The 20,946-nt window shown below is 71.3% G+C and carries 20 protein-coding genes; 13 read left to right on the top strand and 7 right to left on the bottom strand.

The features are described from left to right. Positions 1-11: 11 nt before the first annotated feature. On the bottom strand, positions 12-779 hold the full coding sequence (locus ACIBD9_RS00730; RefSeq protein WP_196919940.1) for a phosphoglyceromutase: 768 nt from the start codon (positions 777-779) through the stop codon (positions 12-14). 152 nt (positions 780-931) lie between these two features. On the opposite strand from ACIBD9_RS00730, the gene ACIBD9_RS00735 reads away from it, so the two are divergent. After that, positions 932-2,212, top strand: a complete 1,281-nt coding sequence (locus ACIBD9_RS00735; protein ID WP_396713299.1) for an MDR family MFS transporter — start codon at positions 932-934, stop codon at positions 2,210-2,212. Between the two features lie 75 nt (positions 2,213-2,287). Beyond that, positions 2,288-3,583, top strand: coding sequence for an MFS transporter (locus ACIBD9_RS00740; RefSeq protein ID WP_396713301.1), 1,296 nt, complete (start codon positions 2,288-2,290; stop codon positions 3,581-3,583). A gap of 365 nt (positions 3,584-3,948) precedes the next feature. Here the strand turns inward: ACIBD9_RS00740 and ACIBD9_RS00745 are convergent, their stop codons facing one another. Next, complete coding sequence (locus ACIBD9_RS00745; protein ID WP_258400293.1) at positions 3,949-4,272, bottom strand: hypothetical protein; 324 nt, start codon at positions 4,270-4,272, stop codon at positions 3,949-3,951. Between the two features lie 142 nt (positions 4,273-4,414). On the opposite strand from ACIBD9_RS00745, the gene ACIBD9_RS00750 reads away from it, so the two are divergent. Continuing rightward, positions 4,415-5,116 (top strand): hypothetical protein, encoded by a 702-nt coding sequence (locus ACIBD9_RS00750; RefSeq protein ID WP_396713303.1) that lies wholly within the window; start codon positions 4,415-4,417, stop codon positions 5,114-5,116. 265 nt (positions 5,117-5,381) lie between these two features. Here ACIBD9_RS00750 and ACIBD9_RS00755 read toward each other — a convergent pair whose 3' ends face one another. Then, positions 5,382-5,897: a YbjN domain-containing protein gene (locus ACIBD9_RS00755; RefSeq protein ID WP_387174230.1), complete on the bottom strand. Its 516-nt coding sequence runs from the start codon at positions 5,895-5,897 to the stop codon at positions 5,382-5,384. A 57-nt stretch (positions 5,898-5,954) separates the two neighbouring features. After that, a complete protein-coding gene (gene mshA, locus ACIBD9_RS00760) occupies positions 5,955-7,319 on the bottom strand; it encodes a D-inositol-3-phosphate glycosyltransferase (protein WP_396713305.1) in 1,365 nt (454 codons plus the stop codon). A 205-nt stretch (positions 7,320-7,524) separates the two neighbouring features. Here mshA and ACIBD9_RS00765 point away from each other — a divergent pair, with 205 nt between their 5' ends. Together ACIBD9_RS00765 and ACIBD9_RS00770 are read left to right on the top strand one after the other, a co-directional pair. Then, positions 7,525-8,286 carry an SDR family oxidoreductase gene (locus tag ACIBD9_RS00765; RefSeq protein ID WP_396713307.1) on the top strand — a complete coding sequence of 254 codons (762 nt, stop codon included), beginning with the start codon at positions 7,525-7,527 and terminating at the stop codon, positions 8,284-8,286. A gap of 62 nt (positions 8,287-8,348) precedes the next feature. Beyond that, entirely contained in the window at positions 8,349-9,137 is a 789-nt protein-coding gene (locus tag ACIBD9_RS00770) for a class I SAM-dependent methyltransferase (protein ID WP_396713309.1), read from the top strand. A gap of 187 nt (positions 9,138-9,324) precedes the next feature. Here the strand turns inward: ACIBD9_RS00770 and ACIBD9_RS00775 are convergent, their stop codons facing one another. Continuing rightward, the gene (locus ACIBD9_RS00775) at positions 9,325-10,362 is read right to left on the bottom strand and encodes a UDP-N-acetylmuramate dehydrogenase (protein WP_396713806.1); all 1,038 of its coding nucleotides are present in this window, start codon (positions 10,360-10,362) and stop codon (positions 9,325-9,327) included. A gap of 114 nt (positions 10,363-10,476) precedes the next feature. On the opposite strand from ACIBD9_RS00775, the gene ACIBD9_RS00780 reads away from it, so the two are divergent. From ACIBD9_RS00780 to ACIBD9_RS00810, 7 genes are all read left to right on the top strand, one after another. Continuing rightward, positions 10,477-11,235, top strand: coding sequence for a maleylpyruvate isomerase family mycothiol-dependent enzyme (locus ACIBD9_RS00780; protein ID WP_387174222.1), 759 nt, complete (start codon positions 10,477-10,479; stop codon positions 11,233-11,235). 227 nt (positions 11,236-11,462) lie between these two features. After that, positions 11,463-12,767 carry an ABC transporter substrate-binding protein gene (locus ACIBD9_RS00785; protein ID WP_396713311.1) on the top strand — a complete coding sequence of 435 codons (1,305 nt, stop codon included), beginning with the start codon at positions 11,463-11,465 and terminating at the stop codon, positions 12,765-12,767. A gap of 69 nt (positions 12,768-12,836) precedes the next feature. After that, positions 12,837-13,820: a carbohydrate ABC transporter permease gene (locus ACIBD9_RS00790; RefSeq protein WP_396713313.1), complete on the top strand. Its 984-nt coding sequence runs from the start codon at positions 12,837-12,839 to the stop codon at positions 13,818-13,820. Next, positions 13,817-14,650 (top strand): carbohydrate ABC transporter permease, encoded by an 834-nt coding sequence (locus tag ACIBD9_RS00795; RefSeq protein ID WP_238660100.1) that lies wholly within the window; start codon positions 13,817-13,819, stop codon positions 14,648-14,650. The genes ACIBD9_RS00790 and ACIBD9_RS00795 overlap by 4 nt, the downstream gene beginning before the upstream one ends. Further along, complete coding sequence (locus ACIBD9_RS00800; RefSeq protein ID WP_396713316.1) at positions 14,647-16,026, top strand: GH1 family beta-glucosidase; 1,380 nt, start codon at positions 14,647-14,649, stop codon at positions 16,024-16,026. Before ACIBD9_RS00795 ends, ACIBD9_RS00800 begins: the two co-directional genes overlap by 4 nt. 19 nt (positions 16,027-16,045) lie before the next feature. Beyond that, the gene (locus ACIBD9_RS00805; RefSeq protein WP_387174214.1) at positions 16,046-17,053 is read left to right on the top strand and encodes a LacI family DNA-binding transcriptional regulator; all 1,008 of its coding nucleotides are present in this window, start codon (positions 16,046-16,048) and stop codon (positions 17,051-17,053) included. A 283-nt stretch (positions 17,054-17,336) separates the two neighbouring features. Next, entirely contained in the window at positions 17,337-18,233 is an 897-nt protein-coding gene (locus ACIBD9_RS00810) for a GNAT family N-acetyltransferase (RefSeq protein WP_396713318.1), read from the top strand. A 293-nt stretch (positions 18,234-18,526) separates the two neighbouring features. Here ACIBD9_RS00810 and ACIBD9_RS00815 read toward each other — a convergent pair whose 3' ends face one another. Further along, on the bottom strand, positions 18,527-19,039 hold the full coding sequence (locus ACIBD9_RS00815; protein WP_396713320.1) for an O-acetyl-ADP-ribose deacetylase: 513 nt from the start codon (positions 19,037-19,039) through the stop codon (positions 18,527-18,529). 1 nt (position 19,040) lies between these two features. Then, positions 19,041-19,832 (bottom strand): EI24 domain-containing protein, encoded by a 792-nt coding sequence (locus tag ACIBD9_RS00820; protein WP_387174207.1) that lies wholly within the window; start codon positions 19,830-19,832, stop codon positions 19,041-19,043. Positions 19,833-20,029: 197 nt separating this feature from the next. Between ACIBD9_RS00820 and ACIBD9_RS00825 the strand changes: the two genes are divergently transcribed. Continuing rightward, on the top strand, positions 20,030-20,938 hold the full coding sequence (locus ACIBD9_RS00825; RefSeq protein WP_396713323.1) for an ABC transporter ATP-binding protein: 909 nt from the start codon (positions 20,030-20,032) through the stop codon (positions 20,936-20,938). Positions 20,939-20,946 lie beyond the last annotated feature (8 nt).

The following is a 20,946-nucleotide window of genomic DNA, read 5'->3' on the forward strand; positions in this document are numbered from 1 at the left end:
TTTTCCGTGGCTCAGCGCCCCTGGTTGGCCACCGCCGCGGCGGCTGCCTTCGCAGCGGTCGGGTCGAGGTAGGTGCCGCCCAGCGTGAGCGGGCGCAGCTGCGGGTCGAGGTCGTAGCGCAGCGGGATGCCCGTCGGGATGTTCAGCTTGGCGATCGCCTCGTCGGAGATCTGGTCGAGGTGCTTGACGAGGGCGCGCAGCGAGTTGCCGTGCGCCGCCACCAGCACCGTCCGGCCGGCCAGGATGTCCGGCACGATCGAGTCGTACCAGTAGGGCAGCATCCGCTCGACGACGTCCTTGAGGCACTCGGTGCGCGGCATCAGCTCGGTGGGCAGCAGCGCGTAGCGCGGGTCACCCACCTGCGACCACTCGTCGTTGTCGTCGATCGGCGGCGGTGGGGTGTCGTACGAGCGGCGCCAGAGCATGAACTGCTCCTCGCCGTACTCGTCGAGGGTCTGCTTCTTGTTCTTGCCCTGCAGGGCGCCGTAGTGCCGCTCGTTGAGCCGCCACGACCGGCGTACGGCGATCCAGTGCCGGTCGGCGGCGTTGAGCGCCAGCTCGGCGGTGCGGATGGCACGGCGCATCACGCTGGTGTGCACGACGTCCGGCAGCAGGCTGTGCTCGCGCATCAACTCGCCGCCGCGCCGCGCCTCGCCCTCGCCCTTCTCGGTCAGGTCGACGTCCACCCAGCCGGTGAAGAGGTTCTTGGCATTCCAGTCGCTCTCACCGTGTCGCAGCAGGACCAGCGTCCCGACGGTGGGCCCTTCGCTCGCAGTCATGCGGATCATCCTGCCTCAACCGCCCGGCGGACACGCGGGCAGCCGTCGTGACGACCACCACGTGAAAAAGCGGATGACCAGCGGATCCGCCCGCCACTAGGGTTGTAAGGCACGCCAGTCACATCGGTCATTACTTGCAAGCGGGGCGCCATATGCGGACGATGCGGAGTTGGTTCCGGGACACCACCGGCGGCCTACCGACCACCTTCTGGTACCTGTGGTCCGGCACCCTGATCAACCGGCTCGGCTCGTTCGTCCTCGTCTTCCTCGCCATCTACCTGACCCAGGAACGTGGTTTCTCGGCCTCGCAGGCCGGCCTGGTTATCGGCCTCTGGGGCGTCGGTGGCGCGTTCGGCACGACCGCCGGTGGCACTCTCGCGGACCGCTGGGGTCGCCGACCCACGCTGCTCACCGCCCACGTGGGCGCGGCGGCGATGATGCTCGGCCTCGGGCTGGCCCGGGACCTCTGGGCGGTGGCGCTGGGCGCGCTGCTGCTCGGCATGTTCGCCGAGGCGGCCCGACCCGCGTTCGGGGCGATGATGATCGATGTGGTGCCGGCGAAGGACCGGCTGCGCGCCTTCTCGCTCAACTACTGGGCGATCAACCTGGGCTTCGCCTGCGCCGCCGTCCTCGCCGGCCTCGCCGCACAGGCCGACTACCTGCTGCTGTTCGTGGTCGACGCGGCCACCATGCTGATCACCGCGCTGATCATCTTCAGCAAGGTGCCGGAGACCCGACAGGCCGGCCCCACCACCACGTCCGCGGCGCACGCGGCACCGCGTGGCGCCCTGCGCACGATCCTCACCGACCGGGTCTACCTCGGCTTCGTGGCACTGAACCTGTTCGCCGCGCTGGTGTTCCTCCAGCACATCTCGATGCTGCCGATCGCGATGGGCGACGACGGCCTGAGCCCGGCCACCTACGGCTCGGTGATCGCGCTCAACGGCGTCCTCATCGTGGTCGGCCAGCTCTTCGTACCCCGACTGATCCGGGGTCGGAGCCGCTCGCACGTGCTCGCGCTGGCATCCGTGGTGATGGGCGTGGGGTTCGGGTTGACCGCGTTCGCCGGGACCGCCTGGTTCTACGGGCTGACCGTGCTGATCTGGACGGTCGGCGAAATGCTCAACTCGCCCTCCAACTCCACGCTGATCGCCGAGCTGTCCCCGGCCGAGTTGCGCGGCCGCTACCAGGGCGTGTTCTCCCTCTCGTGGCAGATCGCCGGGGCCAGCGCGCCGATCCTCGGTGGCCTGGTGCGCGAGCATGCCGGCAACGACACGCTCTGGTACGGCTGCGCCGCGCTCGGCCTGCTGACCGCGGTGGCCCACCTCGTGTCGGGGCCGGCCCGCGAGCGGCGAGCGGCCGCGCTACGCCGATCCGGCGAGGCGTTGGCACCGACCACCGCGTCCCGAACGCCGCAGCCGGCCGAGGCGTAACGACTGGCGCGGCGGTGCCGCAGTTTCCTACTGTGCGGTGGAAACAGTTAACAATCTGAACTGTCGGGAGGTCGGGTGCACGCCCTGCGGCGCTGGTGGCACGACACCGCAGGCGGCCTCCCGGCCACCTTCTGGTACCTGTGGGCCGGCCTGCTGATCAACCGGGCCGGCGCGTTCGCCATGCTGTTCCTCTCGCTCTACCTCACCGACGTACGCGGCGCGAGCGAAGGGCTGGCCGGCACCGTGGTCGGCGCGTACGGGGCCGGCGGGGCGGCCGGCGTACTGCTCGGTGGAGTGCTCGCCGACCGCTGGGGCCGCCGGGCGACCCTCCTCGCCGCGCACCTGGCCACGGTCGGCCTGATGGTGGCGCTCGCCTTCACTCGACCCCTGCTGCTGATCGCGGTGCTCTCCGCGCTGATCGGCGTGGTCCACTCGATGCCCAGCCCGGCATTCGTCGCGGCGATCGTCGACGTAGTGCCCGCCGAACGCCGCTCGCGCGCGTTCAACCTCCAGTTCTGGGCGTTCAACCTCGGCATGGCGGTCGCCTCGCTGCTCGCCGGGGTCCTGGCCGAGGCGAGCTTCACGGCGCTGTTCCTGGTCGACGCGGGCGCCACCCTGACCGCCGCCGCCGTGATCGGCTGGAAGGTCCCGGAAACCCTGCGGCTGGCCCGGCCGGCAGCCGACCTACCACCCGTCACCCCTGCGGCGCCAAGGTCCGTCCGGACCCGCCGGCCGGGACTGCACACCGCGCTCACCGACCGCACCTTCCTGACCTTCGTCGGGCTCACCTTCGTGCTGGCCGTACTCACCATGCAAACCTCGACGATCATGCCGCTGGCCATGCGCGCGGACGGCCTCGGCCCCTCGGCGTACGGACTGGTGGTGGCGCTCGGCGGCGCGCTGATCGTGGTCGGGCAACTGTTCGTGCCCCGGCTGATCGACCGGCACCGCAAGGACGTCGTGCTGGCCGCCTCCACCGCGCTGCTCGCGCTCGGCTTCGGGGCGCTCGCCATCGCCGACGAACTGGCCATCTACCTGGGTGCCGCCGTGGTCTGGACGGTCGGCTCGATGCTGGCCGCCCCGCCGAACGCGCAGATCAACGCGGACCTGGCACCACCGCAGCTACGAGCGCGCTACCAGTCGGTCTTCTACCTGACGTTCCCGGCCGCGGCGTTCGTCGCGCCCACCCTCGGCGGGGTGAGCCTCCAGCACCTCGGCGACCGGCACTGGCTGATCGTGGGCGGGCTGGGTCTGCTGGCCGCGCTCGGGCACCTGCTCGCCGGGCCACCCCGGGAGCGGCACGTCGCCGCGCTGCGCCGGGTCGCCGACCTGGAGCCGAAAGCCCCCACAGACCGCGTACCGACCGGGTAACCAACGCAAAGCGCCCACCACGTCCCTGAGGTCGTGGTGGGCGCCCGCCGGTGGGGCCGGCGGCGGCGGGCAACACTCACCCCCGTAAGCATCGCCCGCTCGCGCCGCCGGTCCTAACAGGTGGGCACCGTCCCCCAACGGTTAATCCACCCGTCCCCTCGCGCCTCGTCTGGTGCGCGGATCTGATCGATCCGCCGCTCCCCCGAACGTTTCCAAACGTGGCGCGGTGCAATAAAGCTAGTTCGCCCGGATTCTGGATTCAACCCAGAACGGCTGTCTCGCCCGTCACAACTGGCGAGTATCCGCTGCTCCGGCCTCGTCCGTTGGCAACAGCCGGGTACCCGTCGGCCATTCCCGCAAACACCTCAACCGTCTTCCCGATCGGGTGACTCGGTCCGGAAGAAGTTGCTCTGCCGGCCGTCCCGCAACTGTTCCTGATAAATCAGGTTCAGCCGGCGCAGGTCAAACGTGTAAAACCACTCATCCCAGGTGATCTCGCGGATCCGGCTGCTTTCCCGATATCCGGGAATGTTGAACGTCAACACACCCGCCCGGCCATCCCGCTCGGTACCGGCGATGGTCGCCGGCTTCGCGCCGCGTTCCCGGGCCCAGCGCTGGATCACCTCATGGTTCGCCGTGATCAGACTCCGCCCCGGGCGCTCCGGTCGGTCCGTGATCGACGAGATCACCTGCGAACTGCGGACCGACCGACCCGTACCCCGTCCGGTCCGGATCCCGCCGGCCGTCGTCCCGCCACCGCTCGACGGCGTAAACGTGCGCTTGGCCGGAGCCCTCTTGGCCGCCGCCGTGCCCTTGGCAGGTGCCGTGCGCTTGGCCGCCGTGCTCTTGGCCGCCGTCGTACGCTTCGCTGGCGCGCTCTTGGCCGCCGTCGTGCGCTTCGCCGCCGGCCGCGCCGGCGCCTTCTTCGCCGGCGCCTTCCGAGCGGGCGCGGTACGCGCCGTCGCTGTCTTACGGGCCGCCGTGCTCTTCCGCGCCGCCGTGGTCTTCCGTGCGGCAGCGGTCTTACGGGCAGCGGTCGTCCTGCTCGCGGCCGTGGTCTTGCGCGCGGCCGCTGTCGTCTTCTTCGCGGTGGTCGCCTTCTTCGCCGGCGCCCTCTTCGCCGCCGCCGTCGACTTCCGCCCGGCGGTCGCCTTCGTTGCGGCGGCCCGCTTCGCGGGCGCGCTCTTGTTCGCCGGCGCGGCCTTCGCGCGGCTCGGTGCCGGCCTGGCCGCCGACTTCTTGGTGGCGGCGGCACGACCCGCCGACGCCCGGGTGCCGGTGGCCCGGCCCGAAGGGCCGGTGCTGCTCCGACCCGCACCGGCGCGCATCGAGCGCACCAGTTGTTTCACCAGGTCGGGCTTGCGCAGTGCGGAGATCCCGGAGACCCCGCGTTTGCGCAGCTGCCCGCGGATGTCGTCCACCCGCATCCGGGAGATCTCCGACTCGGAGACTCCAGGCGTACCCGGCGTCTGGTTGCCGGCCTGTCGCTTCGTCCTGGTCGCAGTCGCGCCGCGACCTGAGCTGTTCCGCTGAGCCATGGGACGCTCCGCTCCTTGGCACTCTGTCATCGGCGCGCGGGGGTCCCTTGCCGCACCGCGCGGTGCGGCATACCCGTCAGGAGCAGTCCGAACCACCGTCAGCTCGCCATGATCGTGCTCGATCCAGGATCGAGTGGCATCGCCGCGTCGGCGACACCACTACTTCCTGGTTCGAGCACGATCTTGGGATGGGGCGCGGGCGCGGGGCGCGGGCGCGGGGCGCGGGCGCGGGGCGCGGGCGCGGGGCGCCGGGTGTTGCGTCAGGTTGGGTCGGGGCCGGCGGTGGAGGGCTCGAAGAGGTGGGCGAAGGCGGCCAGGTTGGCGGTCGACTCGCCCCGCTTGACCCGCCACTCGTACTCGCGCCGGATCGAACTGCCGAAGCCGATCTCCAGCATCGTGTCGAACGACTCGTCGGCGTACGTGAGCACGGCGCCGAACAGTCGGTCCAACTCGTCGGCGTCCACGCCGGCCGGGTTGACCCGACCGGTCAGGTACACGTCGCCGACCGCGTCGGTGGAGAAGGAGACGCCGTACATCCGGGCGTTGCGCTGCAACAGCCAGGCCCACAGCTCCTCGCGGCGCTCATCCGGCTGGCGCATCACGAACGCCTCGATCCGCAGCGCGTGCTCGCCGACGATCAGGTTGCAGATCGTCTTGAGCTTGTGGGTGCCCGGCAGCGTCACCGCGTACGAGCCGGGGCCGGTCGACTCCCAGGCCAGGTCCCGCTCGGCGCAGACCGACTCGATCAGGGACGCAAGATCGCTCTTCGGGCTCACCGGACCCACTCTACGACCGACCCGGCCCACGCACCGGGTGACGACCGGCGCCCCGGGTCACCAGGAGCAGGAGAGCGCCGCGTCGCCCACCAGGTCGGCCGCGAGCCGCGTGCGGTGCGCGGCGATGGCCTCGCCGTAGACACCGAGCAGACCCTCGACCGTACGGTCCCAGGAGAAGCGCCGTGCGTGCTGCTCGGCACCTCGGGCCAGCACCGACCGGAGGGCCCGGTTCGGCAGCAGGTTGCCCAGCGCACGGGCCCAGTCGACCGGGTCGTGCCCGTCGATCAGTACGCCGCTGACCTGGTCCCGTACGGCGGTGACCAGCCCTCCGACGGCGGCGGCCAGCACCGGCGTACCGCAGGCCTGCGCCTCCAGGGCGACCAGGCCGAACGATTCGTTGTGCGACGGCACCGCGACCAGATCCGCCGCCCGGTACAGGGCCGGAAGGTCGTCCCCGGTGAGCGGCGGCAGGAACCGCACCCCGTCGGTGACCCCGAGCTTGGCGGCCAGCTCGATCAGGGCGGTCGGCCGGTCCAGCCCACTGCCGCTGGGCCCACCACAGATCACCAGGGTCACCTGGTCGGCCAGCGCCGGGTCGCGCTCCCGCAACGCGGCGATCGCGCGGATCAGCACGTCGGGGGCCTTGAGCGGCTGGATCCGACCGACGAAGGCAACCACGTACCCGTCGACTGGAAGCCCCAGCCGGCGGCGGGCCTGGCGGGCGGCCGCGGACCGGTCGCCCGGCGCGGGCCGGAACCGGGCCAGGTCGACGCCCGGCTGCACGACGGACACCCGGGTCGGGTCGGCGTCGTACCGGTCGATCAGGTCTCTGGCCTCGAACCGGGTGTTGGCGACCAGCCGGTCCGCCTCGGCGACGACCTGCTCCTCGCCGATGACCCGGGCCTTGGGCTCCGGGCGGTCACCGGCCGCGAGCTGGGCGTTCTTGACCTTGGCAAGGGTGTGCGCGGTGTGCACCAGCGGCACGCCCCAGCGCTCCTTGGCCAGCCAGCCGACCTGGCCGGAGAGCCAGTAGTGGGAGTGGATCAGGTCGTAGTGGCCGGGCGGACGGGACGCCTCGGCGCGCAGCACCCCCGCCGTGAAGGCGCAGAGCTGGCCGGGCAGCTCCTCCTTGGTGAGACCCTCCAGGGGGCCGGAGGTGATGTGTCGGACCTGCACGCCGGGCGCCATCTCGACCACCGGGGGGAGGTCACCGGACGTGGCCCGGGTGAAGATCTCCACCTCCACGTTGGCCTCGGCGAGACGCCGGGCGACTTCGAGGATGTAGACGTTCATTCCGCCGGCATCACCGGTGCCGGGCTGGTGCAGGGGGGAGGTGTGTACCGACAGGGTGGCGATACGGCGAGGCCGGGGCCACGGTTGGGCACCTCGCTGACGTCCGACACCGGTGTGCATTTCCGCCACATCCGCTCCTTCGTCACGGTTGATGCCGTCTCGCACGACCGGCGCTTCTCGGTCAACCTGTACGCCGGATGTCATCTTCCCCATCGGGCTTCGGAAATTCCCCGGCGCGGCCCCTCGGGGTGACGGACCTCATCACCGAACGCCCGCCGCTGGCTGCCCCGCGCCCGGTCGGGGTGGGCCGTACGCCCGGGGTGACAATGTCGGAATGACCTCAGTCGCCATCGTCACCGGAGCGTCCAGCGGGATCGGCGCGGCCACCGCCCGCCGGCTCGCCGCCGAGGGCTTCCACGTGCTCGCCGCCGCCCGCCGCGCCGAACGGCTCACCGAGCTGGTCGCCGAGATCACCGCCGCCGGCGGGCAGGCCACCGCGGTGACCTGCGACATCACCTCGGACGAGTCGGTGGCCGGGCTGGCCGAGGCCGCCGCCCAGGCGCCCGGGCCGGTCACCCTGCTGGTCAACAACGCCGGCGGAGCCCGGGGGCTGGACCCGGTGGAGTCCGGCTCGGTCGCCGACTGGCAGTGGATGTACGACGTGAACGTGCTCGGCACCCTACGGGTCACCCAGGCGCTGCTGCCGGCGCTGGAGGCCTCCGGATCCGGCACCATCGTGGTGGTCTCCTCCACCGCCGGCCTGACCGTCTACGAGGGCGGGGGCGGCTACACCGCCGCGAAGCACGCGCAGACCGCCATCGCCGGCACGCTCCGCCTGGAGTTGTGCGGCCGGCCGCTGCGGGTCATCGAGATCGACCCGGGAATGGTGAAGACCGACGAGTTCGGGCTGGTCCGCTTCGAGGGCGACGCGGAACGGGCGGCCGCCGTCTACGCCGGGGTGCCGGGCCCGCTGGTCGCCGAGGACATCGCCGACTGCATCGCCTGGTGCGCCACCCGCCCGGAGCACGTCAACGTCGACCGGCTGGTGGTTCGGCCACGGGCACAGGCCGCCCAGCACAAGGTTCACCGGGTCTAGCGTGGAATGAGCCGGGATTTCGAGCCCCGCGGTCGCGAACGGAGATTGGCCCTGAGGTCGACATGAGCCCTGCGGCGCGGCGTCGGCCGTTCGGCGTGGTCACGCGCGGCACGACGAACCCGAACCGGCTCCGTCGGGTGGACAACTGGATCGTCGCCACCTGCGCCGACCTGCTGTTGACGGCGGACGACCCCCTGGTGGTGGACCTCGGCTACGGCGCCACCCCGGTGACCGCTGTGGAGTTGCGCGCTCGACTGGCGGCCGGGGTCCGTCCGGACGTACGGCTGGTCGGGTTGGAGATCGACGCGGCCCGGGTGGCGGCCGCGGCGCCGGCCGCCGACCCACCCGGGCTGACGTTCGCCCGGGGTGGGTTCGAGTTGGCCGGGCTCCGGCCGGTGCTGGTCCGCGCGTTCAACGTGCTGCGACAGTACGACGAGAGCGACGTGGCCGAAGCCTGGCAGACGATGACTGCCGCGCTCGCCCCCGGTGGAGTGCTCGTCGAGGGCACGTGTGACGAGTTGGGGCGGCTCGCCAGTTGGCTGCTGATCGACGCCGAGGGCCCCCGGACGCTGACCCTGGCCGCGAAGCTCACCACGCTGGGCAGCCCCGCCGAGCTCGCCGAGCGGCTGCCCAAGGCGTTGATCCACCGCAACGTTCCCGGTGAGCCGGTGCACGCGCTGATCCGCGCCCTGGACGACGCCTGGCAGGCCGCCGCCCCGTACGCCACCTTCGGCCCCCGCCAACGCTGGCTGCGCGCGGTGACCCGTCTCCGCGAAACGGGCTGGCCCGTCCTCGACAACGCCACCCGCTGGCGCCAGGGCGAACTGACCCTCCCCTGGCCCCTCCCCTGACCCGCCCCCGCTGGGACAGACCCCGCCCCGCCCCGCCCCGCCCCGGCGATCATGGAGTTCTGGTGGGCGTTTTAAGCCCGGGGGAGGCGAATGTCTCCCGCCACAACTCCTTGATCGACACGACTGGGCGGGAGGGGCGGGGCCGGTGGGGCGTCAGGCGTCAGGCGTCAGGCGCGAGGGGGCTGGGTCAGAGGGTGCAGTTGATGAGGACTGGTTCGGGGTGCAGGGTCACGCCGAAGCGGGCGTGCACCTGGTCGCGGATGGTGCGGGCCAGGGTCAGCAGGTCGCCGGTGTGGGCGGTGCCGCTGCGGTTGGTCAGGGCCAGGGTGTGCTTGCTGGAGATGGCCACCCCACCCTCGCCGGGGTGGCCCTTGGCGAAGCCGGCCTTGTCGATCAGCCAGGCGGCGCTGACCTTGACCAGGCCGTCCGCCCCGGGCCAGGCGGGCGGGTCGCCCAGCTCGGCGGAGCGTTCCAGGAGCTGCTCGTACGTCGCGCGGTCGAGCACCGGGTTGGTGAAGAAGGAGCCGACCGAGCGAGTGTCCGGGTCGTTGGCGTCGAGCACCATCCCCTTGCCCGCACGCAGGCGCAGCACCACCGCTCGGGCGTCCGCCAGCGGCACCTGGTCACCCACCTCGACTCCGAGCGCTCTGGCCAGCTCCGCGTAGCGCACCGGCCCGGAGAGCGGGGACCGGGTGAGCCGGAAGTCGACCGAGAGCACGACCCAGCGGTCCATGTACTTGAAGATGCTGCCCCGGTAGGCGAAGCCGCAGTCGGCGGCGGGGATGACCTGGCGGGTGCCCTGAACCCGGTCGTACACCTCGACGCCGGTGATGGTCTCGGCGACCTCCTGGCCGTAGGCGCCGACGTTCTGGATCGGGGTGGCACCGGTCGAGCCGGGGATGCCGGACAGGCACTCCAGCCCGGCCCAGCCGTTGGCGACCGTGGCGGCGACCAGGTCGTCCCACGGCTCGCCGGCGTCGACCCGTACGGTGACCGAGTCGGCGTCCTCGGCGATGACCCGCACGCCACGGGAGCGCACCAGCACGACCGTGCCGGGGAAGCCGGCGTCGCCGATCACCACGTTGCTGCCCCCGGCCAGGATCAGGACCGGTTCTGTCGCGGTCCGCACCGCCTGGACGAGCTCGTCGGCACTGCCGGCGGCCACGATCCGCTCGGCCGGCCCACCCGTGCGTAGGGTGGTGTAGCCGGCGAGTGGACCGGGGATGGCACGATCGGCGTCGGTTGTCGGCTGGGCGGAGGCGTCTGGCACGCCCTTCACCTTAGGCTGACAACTAGCCGTGGCACCCACTGGTCGCCCGGCACCCCCGGGAGGATGGCGATGAGCAGACTGCAGGGCAGCAAGGATTTCTGGATCGGGGCGCTCCGGACGGAGGGTCCGGCTTTCGCGGCAGCGGTGGCCGAGGCGCCGCCGGAGACACCGGTGCTGTCCTGTCCGGGCTGGACGGTCAACGACCTCACACTGCACATGGCCGGGATCTACCACTGGGTTTCGTCGTTCGCCGGTTCTGGCCAGACCAGCCAACCGCCGCGGCGGGAGAAGCTCGAGGCCGACCCGGGCGTGAACGCGCTGCAGTTGTGGCAGCAGGGGTACGACCGGGTGATGACCCTATTCGACGGGCTCGACCCGGAGGCGCCGGCGTGGAACTGGGCCCCGCAGCCGAAGAAGGCTGGTTTCTGGCCGCGTCGGATGGCGCACGAGACGGCTGTGCACCGCTGGGACGCCCAGCTCGCCATCGGGGCTGGTGACCCGGTGGAGGCGAAGCTCGCGGCCGACGGGGTGAGCGAGGTGTTGGACACCTGGCTGCCCGCGGGCCGGCGGCAGGTGCCGGGTGACTGGCACGGGGTGGTGCAGCTCGGCGCGACCGATGCGGCCCAGGAGTGGTATCTGCGGCTGCGCGGCGAGGGGGTGGCGCTGCTCGACACCGCGACCATCTTCGATCACGACGATCACCACGCCCGCGCCCAGGTCAGTGGCACCGCGAGCGACCTGCTGTTGGCGCTCTGGGGGCGGGTGAGCTTCGAGACCCTGGACGTCGCGGGCGACCGCACCCTGTTGGACGGTCTGCGCACCGGCTGACCCGACCCACCACGAACGAGGGCGTCACCCCATCCGGGGTGGCGCCCTCGTCGCCGTCCGGGGATCCACGGCTCACCGGGCGCCGCAGCCCGGGGGCCGTCCATCACGGGAACGCAACGCTGAGAGAGCGCTCTCTTGACAGCGGGTGGGCGACCCACCACCCTGTCGTGAGAGCGCTCTCTTAGCCATCTGCCATCACCCACCCGCCTTGAGAGAGGTCGATAACCATGGCTGCCTTCCCGCGCCGCCGCCTCGCCGCGGTGGCCCTCGCCGCCGCCACCGCCCTGCTCGTCACCGCTGGCTGCGGCGGCGGCGATGAGCCGGGCGACGGAAAGATCACCCTCACCGTCGACGTCTTCGGCCAGTTCGGCTACGAGCAGCTCTACCAGGAGTACATGGCCGCGAACCCCGACGTGAAGATCGTCGAGCGTGGCACCGGCACCAACCTCGACGAGTACTCGCCGAAGCTGACACAGTGGCTCGCCGCCGGCCGGGGCGCCGGCGACGTGGTGGCCATCGAGGAGGGTCTGCTGGTCGAGTACAAGGCCAATCCGGCGAACTTCGTCAACCTGCTGGACCACGGCGCCGCCGACCTCAAGGGCAACTTCCTCGAGTGGAAGTGGAACGCCGGCCTGACCGCCGACGGCAAGCAGCTCATCGGCCTCGGCACCGACGTCGGCGGCATCGCCATCTGCTACCGCAAGGACCTCTTCCAGAAGGCCGGACTGCCCACCGAGCGGGACGCGGTCTCCAAGCTCTGGCCCACCTGGCCGGACTACATCGCCACCGGCGAGCGGTTCACCGCGGCGAAGACCGGGGCGTCCTTCCTCGACGGGGCGACCAACACCTTCAACACCATCCTGCTGCAGACCGCCGGCAACACGACCGGCTACAGCTACTACGACACCAGCGGCAACCTCGTCGTCGACAGCAACCCATCGGTACGGCAGGCGTGGGACACCACCGTGGACATCATCGACTCGGGCCTCTCCGGAAAGTACGGCTCCTGGTCGGAGGAGTGGGTCTCCGCCTTCAAGCAGTCGAAGTTCGCCACCATCGCCTGCCCCGCCTGGATGACCGGCGTCATCGAGGCCAACGCCGGCACGGACGCCCAGGGCAAATGGGACATCGCCCGGGTGCCCGGTAACGGCGGCAACTGGGGTGGGTCGCACCTCGCCGTGCCCAAGCAGAGCAAGCACCAGGCCGAGGCGATCGAGCTGGTCAAGTTCCTCACCAGCGCCAAGGGGCAGATCGGGGCGTTCAAGGCCAAGGGTCCGCTGCCCTCGTCGCCGCAGGCGCTCGACGACCCGGCGATCACCGGCGCGACCAACGCGTACTTCTCGGGGGCGCCGGTCGGCGCGATCTTCGGCACCGGCGCGAAGAGCCTGAAGCCGGTCTACATGGGCCCGAAGAACCAGGCCGTACGGACCGAGGTGGAGAACGCCGTACGGACCGTGGAGCTGGGTCAGCGCAACCCCACGCAGGGCTGGACCGACGCGGTGACCAACGCGAAGAAGGCCGCCGCCAAGTAGCCCAACCAGCGTGCGGGCGGGCTCCGACGACCGGAGTCCCGCCCGCACGGCGGAAAGGAGTTCCCGGGCATGACCGTCCAGCTCGACGCCCGTCCGCCGGTCGTACCGGCGCCCCAGCGCTCGTCAGGTCGGCTCAGCCGGCTCGACACCCGGCTCTCGCCGTACCTGTACATCGCCCCGTTCTTCCTGCTCTTCGCGGTCTTCGGGGCCTACCCGCTGGCGTACACCCTCTGGGTCTCGCTGCACGACTGGGATCTGCTCGGCGCCGACCACCCCTTCGTCGGGGCGGAGAACTACACCCGGCTGCTGGCCGACGCCGACTTCTGGCACGCGCTGGTCAACACGCTGGGGATCTTCGTCATCTCGACCGTGCCGCAGTTGCTCGCCGCGCTCTGGCTGGCCAACCTGCTCAACCGCGGCCTGCGGGCCCGCACCGGCTGGCGGATGGCGGTGCTCGTCCCCAACGTCACGTCCACCGCCGCGGTGGCGATCGTGTTCGGGGTGATCTTCGGCCGCGAGTTCGGCATGATCAACTGGCTGCTCGATCTGGTCGGGCTGGACGCCATCGGCTGGAAGTCCAACCGGTTCGCCTCCTGGGTGGCGATCTCCGCCATGGTCGACTGGCGGTGGACCGGCTACAACGCGCTGATCCTGCTGGCCGCGATGCAGGCCATCCCCCGCGACCTGTACGAGTCGGCGTCCATCGACGGCGCCAACCGGGCCCGACAGTTCTGGTCGATCACCGTGCCGCTGCTCAAGCCGACGATCATCTTCTGCGCCATCATCGCCACCATCGGCGGACTGCAGCTCTTCACCGAGCCCCGGCTGTTCCACTCCGGCACCAACCCGATCCGGGGCGGCCCGATGCGCGAGTCGCAGACACTCACCATGTACATGTTCGAGAGCGCCTTCGCGCCGCACTACAACTTCGGGTACGGCTCGGCCGTGGCCTGGCTGCTCTTCGCGCTCATCGCGATCGTCGCGGCGGTCAACGTGCTGCTCCTGCGCCGCCTCGGCGGCGGGGACCGCCCACAGAAGGGAGCGGCGCGATGAGCCGACTCTGGCGGGCCAGCCCGCTCACCTACCTCGCCCTGGTCGTCGCCGCCGGCCTGTCGGTCTTTCCGATCTGGTGGATGTTCGTGGTGGCCAGCCGATCCAGCGACGCCATGGGGCAACTGCCGCCACCGATGACGCCGGGCGGCAACCTGGGCGCCAACATCGCCCGGCTGTTCGACAACACCGACGCGTACTTCCTCACCGGTCTGATCAACTCGACGATCGTTGCCACCACGGTCACCGTGTCCGTGGTGTTCTTCTCCAGCCTGGCCGGCTTCGCCTTCGCCAAGCTGCGGTTCCGCGGCCGCAACGCGCTGCTGCTCGTCATCATCGCGACCATGATGGTGCCGACCCAGCTCGGCGTGATCCCGCTCTACCTGATGATGACCCGCTTGCAGTGGAACGACCGGCTGCCTGCGGTCATCGTGCCGGCCCTGGTCACCGGGTTCGGGGTGTTCATGATGCGGCAGTACGCCGGCCAGGCGGTCAGTGACGAGCTGATCGAGGCCGCCCGGATGGACGGCTGTGGCACCGCCCGGATCTGGTGGCACGTCGTGCTGCCCGCGCTGCGTCCGGCCGCCGCCGTCCTCGGTCTGCTCACCTTCATGACCACCTGGAACGACTTCCTCTGGCCGTACGCTGTACTGAACGATCCGGCGAATCCGACGGTGCAGCTGTCCCTACGGGCACTGTCGGACGGGTACTACCAGGACATGTCGCAGGTGTTCACCGGAACGGCCATCGCGACGCTGCCCCTGCTACTGGTCTTCGTGTTGTTCGGCCGGCAGATCATCGGCGGAATCATGGAAGGTGCGGTCAAGGCGTGAAGGAACTCCGTTTTCCCGACAATTTCCTCTGGGGAGCGGCCACCGCCGCGTACCAGATCGAGGGTGCGGCCCGCGACGACGGTCGCGGTCCGTCCATCTGGGACACCTTCAGCCGTACGCCGGGCAAGGTGTACCAGGGCCACACCGGCGACGTCGCCTGCGACCACTACCACCGGTACGCCGACGACGTGGCGCTGATGGCCGAGCTGGGCCTGGGGGCGTACCGGTTCTCGGTCGCCTGGCCGCGGATCCAACCGGACGGCACCGGCCCGGCCAACCCCCGTGGGCTGGACTTCTACGACCGACTCACGGACACACTGCTCGCCCGGGGAATCGACCCGATCGTCACCCTCTACCACTGGGACCTGCCCCAGACCCTGGGCGACCGGGGCGGCTGGACCAACCGGGACACCGCCGAGCACTTCGCCACCTATGCCACGGCGGTGTACGCCCGCCTCGGCGACCGGATCGACGTGTGGACCACACTCAACGAGCCGTGGTGCTCGGCCTACCTCGGTTACGCCAACGGGCTGCACGCTCCGGGCGAGCAGGACCCGGCGGCGGCCTTCACCGCCGTACACCATCTGCTGTTGGGGCACGGCCTGGCGGCGCGGGCGTTGCGGGCGGCCGGCGCGCGCAGCGTGGGCGTCACCGTCAACCCGGCCGACGTACGCCCGGCCGACCCGGAGAGCGCGGCCGACGCCGCCGCGGTCCGCCTGGTCGACGGCCTGCACAACCGGATCTTCCTCGACCCGCTGCTGGCCGGCGGCTACCCGGACGACGTCCGGGAGCACGTGGCCCGGATCGTCGAACCGACGTTCATCCGCGACGGTGACGAGAAGCTGATCGCCGCCCCGATCGACCTGCTCGGCATCAACTACTACGCCCCGAGTTACGTGGCCGGCCGGCCCGACGGCGCCGGCAACGGCGCGTACCCGGGCACCGAGGGCGCGGTGCACTTCCTGCCGCCGGCCGGGCCGCTCACCGACATGGGTTGGATGATCGAGCCGGCCGGGCTCACCCGGCTGCTGGAGCGGATCGCCGCCGACTACCCCGGGGTGCCGCTGCTGATCACCGAGAACGGTGCGGCGTTCCCCGACAAACCCGGCGCCGACGCGCCCGACGGCCCGGCACAGGTGATCGACGCCGATCGCATCGCCTACCTCGACGGGCACCTCCGTGCGGCGCACGAGGCGATCTCCCGGGGCGTGGACCTGCGCGGTTATCTCGTATGGTCATTCCTGGACAACTTCGAGTGGGCGGAGGGTTACCGCAAGCGGTTCGGGATCGTGCACGTCGACTACCTGACCCAGCGGCGCACACCGAAGGCCAGCGCCCGGTGGTACCAGGAGGTGATCTCCCGGAACGGGCTGTGACGAGCGGGGGGGAGGCGCGATGACGACGGCGCAGCGGCCGACGCTCGAAGCGGTGGCAGCGCGGGCCGGGGTGTCCCGCGCCACCGTGTCCCGGGTGGTCAACGGCTCCACCACCGTCGCCGAACCGATCCGCGAGGCGGTCACCCGGGCGGTCGCCGAGTTGGGATACGTCCCCAACCTCGCCGCCCGCAGCCTGGTCACCCAGCGCACCGACTCGATCGCCCTGGTCATGCCGGAGGCGGCCACCCGGGTCTTCTCCGACGACCAGGTCTTCCCCGGCATCATCCGGGGCGTCAGCCAGGAGTTGGAGGCGGCCGACAAGCAACTGGTGCTGATGCTCGCCGGCTCGCCGGCCGGGCACGCTCGCGTCGAGCGGTACACCACCGGCCGGCACGTCGACGGCGTGCTCTTCGCGTCGCTGCACGGTGCCGACCCGCTGCCCGGCACGCTGGCCCGACTCGGCATCCCGGTGGTGGTCAGCGGCCGGCCACTCGGCGATGTGCCCGTCCCGTACGTCGACGTCGACCACGTGGGCGGGGTGACCGCGGCCGTCCGACACATGATCGACAGCGGTCGTCGGCGGATCGCCACCATCGCCGGGCCCCAGGACATGGTCGCCGGAATCGAACGGCTCAGCGGCTACCGCAGCACGGTCGCCGACGCGGGGCTGCCCGAGCTGATCGCGATCGGTGACTTCACCCGGGAATCCGGGTCGGCCGCGATGCGCCGCCTACTCACCGAACATCCCGACCTCGACGGCGTCTTCGCCGCCAGCGACCTGATGGCGCACGCCGCGCTGCGGACGCTACGCGAGGCTGGTCGGCGGGTGCCCGACGACGTGGCGGTGGTCGGCTTCGACGACATCGAGACCGCCGCCTACACCGAGCCGCCGCTGACCACCGTCCGGCAGCCGATCGTGGAACTCGGCCGCCGCATGACCCGACAACTGCTCCGGCTGGCCGCCGGGGAGGCCATCGAGCAGGCGGTCATGCTCCCCACCGAGCTGATCCGCCGCGCCTCCGCCTGACCCGCAGCCCGCGCCAAGCGGCCCGCGCCGGGCCCGCCCCGCAGGGCCCGCCCCGCAAGATCCGCCCCGCGCCGGCCCGCCCCGCAAGATCCGCACAGTTTCGGGGAAATAGTGGCCTCACGGCGCTCGGAGGCCACTATTCCCCTGAAGTTGCTGCCTGGTGCCCGGTCGCGGCCTGCGGCGGCGGGTGGTTAATGCGTCGCTCGGACGGGGGATCATGGTTAGCCTCGCCGACATGCCAGAGAGGTCGAGGCCGTCGCGGCCGTACGGATGGGGGCCTGACATGCGCATTCGTGTGGCGCAGCCGGACGACGCTGCGGGCGTGGTGGCGCTGCGGACGATCGTCTACCCGTACCAGGTGCGCGGCGTCGAGTCGACCCGGAAGATGATCGCCGAACCGATACCGGGCAGGGACTGGGCCGCCTTCGTGGTCGAGGTCGATGCCCAGGTCGTCGGTTGGGTGACGGCCCAACGCAACGAGTCGACCTCGACGGCGAACTTCGGTGACATCAGCCTCCTGCACGTCCACCCGGAGCACCGGCGGCGCGGCATCGGCACCGCGCTGCTGGCGACCGCGACAGGTCACCTCGCCCCGCTGGGGGTCCGCCGGCTCCGCGCCTTCGCCCAGCCGGACGCGCTGCCGTTCGCCCGTCGGCACGGCTACGAGCCCAGTCGCGAGCTGCGCTTCTCGGCGCTCGATTTGACTCCGGCACCCGCGCTGCCCGACCCGCCGCCGGGCGTACGGCTGCTCTCGATCTCCGACCTCGACCCGCACCGGCTCTACGCGGCCGATGTGGCGGCATCCGCCGACGAGCCGGGCGACGTGCCGGTCGACTCGATCAGCTACGAGAGTTGGCAGTACGACGTCTGGGACAACCTCGGTCTGGACAAGACGGCCAGCATGGCCGCCGAAGTCGATGGTGAGGTCGCCGCCTTCAGCCTGGTGAAGCGGGACGGGGACCGGATGTGGTCGGACTTCACCGGCAGCCTCCCGGCGTACCGGGGGCGGGGCCTCGCCCGGCTCACCAAGACGGCCGCGCTGCACCGGGCTGCCGCGAACGGTGTGCGCGTCGCGTACACCTCGAACGACGAGGCGAACGGGCCGATGCTCGCGATCAACACCCGGCTGGGCTACCGCCCGGTGGCAGCCGAGTGGAGTTGCCTGGCCGACCTGACCTGATCAGCAGCCGCCCGCAGACCTCCGCCGGGGATTCGGTCCTCAATCGGCCCGCAGTAGCGATCTCCCCCGCCCGCGCCGATCTTGCGATTGCGGTCGCTGAGATGCCCGGAATGTCCCCTATGCCACGACAGAAAGCGCAAGATCGCGGAAAGGTGCGGCTCGACCTCGTCGATCATGGAGTTGTGGCGCCTGGTTTGGCGTCATACAGGCACTTTGTCACCCACCAGAACTCCATGATCAACGAGGCAGCGCGGGGGTTGACCCTACTCAGCATCAAGTGATCACGGGGAGGGTTACCTCCCGAACACCTGGCGGGCGACGGCGTGGGTGTCGGCGCCGAAGAGCACCAGGCAGGCCTCGGTGACGGTGGCCGGGGTGGCCGCGCGCAGCACCGCCAGCGCCTGACCGACCGCGTCGTCGACCGGCCAGCCGTAGATGCCGGCGGAGATCAGCGGGAAGGCCACCGTGCCAGCGCCCAGTTCGTCGGCCACCGCGAGGCTGTTGGCGTAGCAGTCGCGCAGCAGCCCCGACCGGTCCTCACTGGCCGACCAGACCGGCCCGACGGTGTGGATCACCCAGCGGGCCGGTAGCTCCCCGGCCGTGGTCGCCACCGCCTGGCCGGTGGGCAGGCCCTTGCCGTAGCGGGACGCCCGCAGCGCCCGGCACTCGGCCAGGATGGCCGGCCCACCGCGCCGGTGGATGGCGCCGTCGACCCCGCCGCCACCGAGCAGGGACGAGTTCGCGGCGTTCACGATGGCGTCCACCCGCTGGGTGGTGATGTCCCCCTCGACCAGGGTGACCTCCATGTCAGCTCTCCTCGATCGACTGGCCCATCGAGCGGCGGGCCAGGAGTGTGGCGCCGGCGACCGCGGCCGGCATGATCAGGACGGCGCCGAGCGGGATCAGGAAGCAGAGGAAGACGGCCACGCCGAAGCCGAGCGCCGTGGGCCGGTCGGCCTTCAGGATCGTCCGGCGCTGCGGCAGCCGCATCCCGCGTCGGTAGAACGGTGCGCCGACCAGCTCCACGGCGAGGAACCAGCCGCCCACGGCCGCCCCGATGACCGGGACGACCGTCTGGCCGACCACCGGGATGAAGCCGGCGAGGAAGAGCGGGATGCCGACCAGCGCCGTGAGCGCCACCAGGCGTACCGAGTCGGCGAGGCTGCGGCGCAGCGACGACCAGAAGGGCACGTCCACCGCCCCCGGTGTGCCGCCGTACCGCTGCTCGACCTGCTCGGAGATCTTCTCGTAGAACGGGTCGCCGATGACCAGGGTGACCGCGGTGAAGGTGAGCACGCCGAGCAGGCCGCCGAGCCCCAGGAAGGCCAGCCCGGCGATCACCCGGACCAGGCTGCGGCCGGTGCTCGACCAGTCGTCGGCGAACGGGGTGACCAGCGCGGCGAGGTCGTCCACGAAGTACACCAACGTGGCGAGCGCGGCCAGGAAGAGAACGCCGGAGATCAGCGCCGGCACGATGCCGAGCAGCACCAGCCCGGGGCTGCGGACGTAGAGGCCCAACCCGCGAAGGAGCAGCCCCGCCCCGGCGAGGAAACGTCCGACGGCCCCGGTCACCGGGCTGGCGATTCTGCTGGCATCCACGATCGAGCAGCCTAACGACCGGTGATCGAATCCGCCGGGCGGAGCGCTAGCAGCGACTTGTCGCGTACACATCAACCGGTTGGCGGACGGCGGCGATCCACCGGGGACGCCGGGACCCGTCGCCGACCGGTCGATTCGCCGCCGGGTCACCCCGACGACCCTTGAGGGGTACGAAGTCGACGGCGGAAGGCGGCACGATGCCGGTCATCGAGGTGACCCACCTGAAGAAGTTGTACGGCGATCTGGTGGCGGTGGACGACGTGTCGCTCGCCGTGGAGGCCGGGGAAATATTTGGCGTCCTCGGTCCGAACGGCGCCGGCAAGACCACCACCGTGGAGTGTGTCGCCGGGCTGCGTGTCCCTGACGGGGGCGGGGTGTCGGTCCTCGGGCTCGACCCCCGCCGGGACTCTGCCCAACTGCGCCAGCGGGTCGGCGTGCAACTCCAGGAGAGTCAACTGCCGGACCGGCTGCGGGTGGCGGAGGCACTGGAGTTGTACGCCTCGTTCTACCGCAACCCGGCCGACCCGGCCGAGCTGATCGACAAGCTGGGCCTCGGCGACAAGCGGGACACCGCGTACAAGAAGCTTTCCGGCGGTCAGAAGCAGCGGCTCTCCATCGCGCTGGCCCTGGTCGGCAACCCGGAGATCGCGATCCTCGACGAGTTGACCACCGGGCTGGACCCGCAGGCCCGCCGGGACACCTGGGGCCTCATCGAACAGGTCCGCGACAGCGGGGTGACGATCGTGCTGGTCACGCACTTCATGGAGGAGGCCGAGCGGCTCTGCGACCGGGTCGCGGTGATCGACCGGGGCCGGGTGGTCGCCCTGGACAGCCCGGCGGGCCTGGTGTCGACGGTAGCTCCGCAGCAGCGGATCCGGTTCCGGCCGTCGGCCCCGGTCGACGACCAGCTCCTCACCGACCTGCCCGAGGTGTCCGCCGTACAGCGGAGCGGCAGCCAGGTGGTGGTGACCGGCACCGGCGAGTTGCTGCACGCCGTCACCTCGGTGCTCGCCCGCCACCAGATCGTCGCCGCGGACCTGCGGCTGGAGCAGTCCACCCTCGACGACGCCTTCGTCGAGCTGACCGGGCACCGGCCCGCCAACTGAGAGGGAGC

Source organism: Micromonospora sp. NPDC050784 (assembly GCF_044456765.1).
Lineage (GTDB): Bacteria > Actinomycetota > Actinomycetes > Mycobacteriales > Micromonosporaceae > Micromonospora > Micromonospora foliorum.

What these genes read in the sequence shown, in the direction of transcription:
- ACIBD9_RS00730 (WP_196919940.1), bottom strand. Translation starts at nt 779, where the DNA reads ATGACTGCGAGCGAAGGGCCCACCGTCGGGACGCTGGTCCTGCTGCGA.
- ACIBD9_RS00735 (WP_396713299.1), top strand. Translation starts at nt 932, where the DNA reads ATGCGGACGATGCGGAGTTGGTTCCGGGACACCACCGGCGGCCTACCG.
- ACIBD9_RS00765 (WP_396713307.1), top strand. Translation starts at nt 7,525, where the DNA reads ATGACCTCAGTCGCCATCGTCACCGGAGCGTCCAGCGGGATCGGCGCG.
- ACIBD9_RS00770 (WP_396713309.1), top strand. Translation starts at nt 8,349, where the DNA reads ATGAGCCCTGCGGCGCGGCGTCGGCCGTTCGGCGTGGTCACGCGCGGC.
- ACIBD9_RS00780 (WP_387174222.1), top strand. Translation starts at nt 10,477, where the DNA reads ATGAGCAGACTGCAGGGCAGCAAGGATTTCTGGATCGGGGCGCTCCGG.
- ACIBD9_RS00785 (WP_396713311.1), top strand. Translation starts at nt 11,463, where the DNA reads ATGGCTGCCTTCCCGCGCCGCCGCCTCGCCGCGGTGGCCCTCGCCGCC.
- ACIBD9_RS00790 (WP_396713313.1), top strand. Translation starts at nt 12,837, where the DNA reads ATGACCGTCCAGCTCGACGCCCGTCCGCCGGTCGTACCGGCGCCCCAG.
- ACIBD9_RS00795 (WP_238660100.1), top strand. Translation starts at nt 13,817, where the DNA reads ATGAGCCGACTCTGGCGGGCCAGCCCGCTCACCTACCTCGCCCTGGTC.
- ACIBD9_RS00805 (WP_387174214.1), top strand. Translation starts at nt 16,046, where the DNA reads ATGACGACGGCGCAGCGGCCGACGCTCGAAGCGGTGGCAGCGCGGGCC.
- ACIBD9_RS00810 (WP_396713318.1), top strand. Translation starts at nt 17,337, where the DNA reads ATGCGCATTCGTGTGGCGCAGCCGGACGACGCTGCGGGCGTGGTGGCG.
- ACIBD9_RS00815 (WP_396713320.1), bottom strand. Translation starts at nt 19,039, where the DNA reads ATGGAGGTCACCCTGGTCGAGGGGGACATCACCACCCAGCGGGTGGAC.
- ACIBD9_RS00825 (WP_396713323.1), top strand. Translation starts at nt 20,030, where the DNA reads ATGCCGGTCATCGAGGTGACCCACCTGAAGAAGTTGTACGGCGATCTG.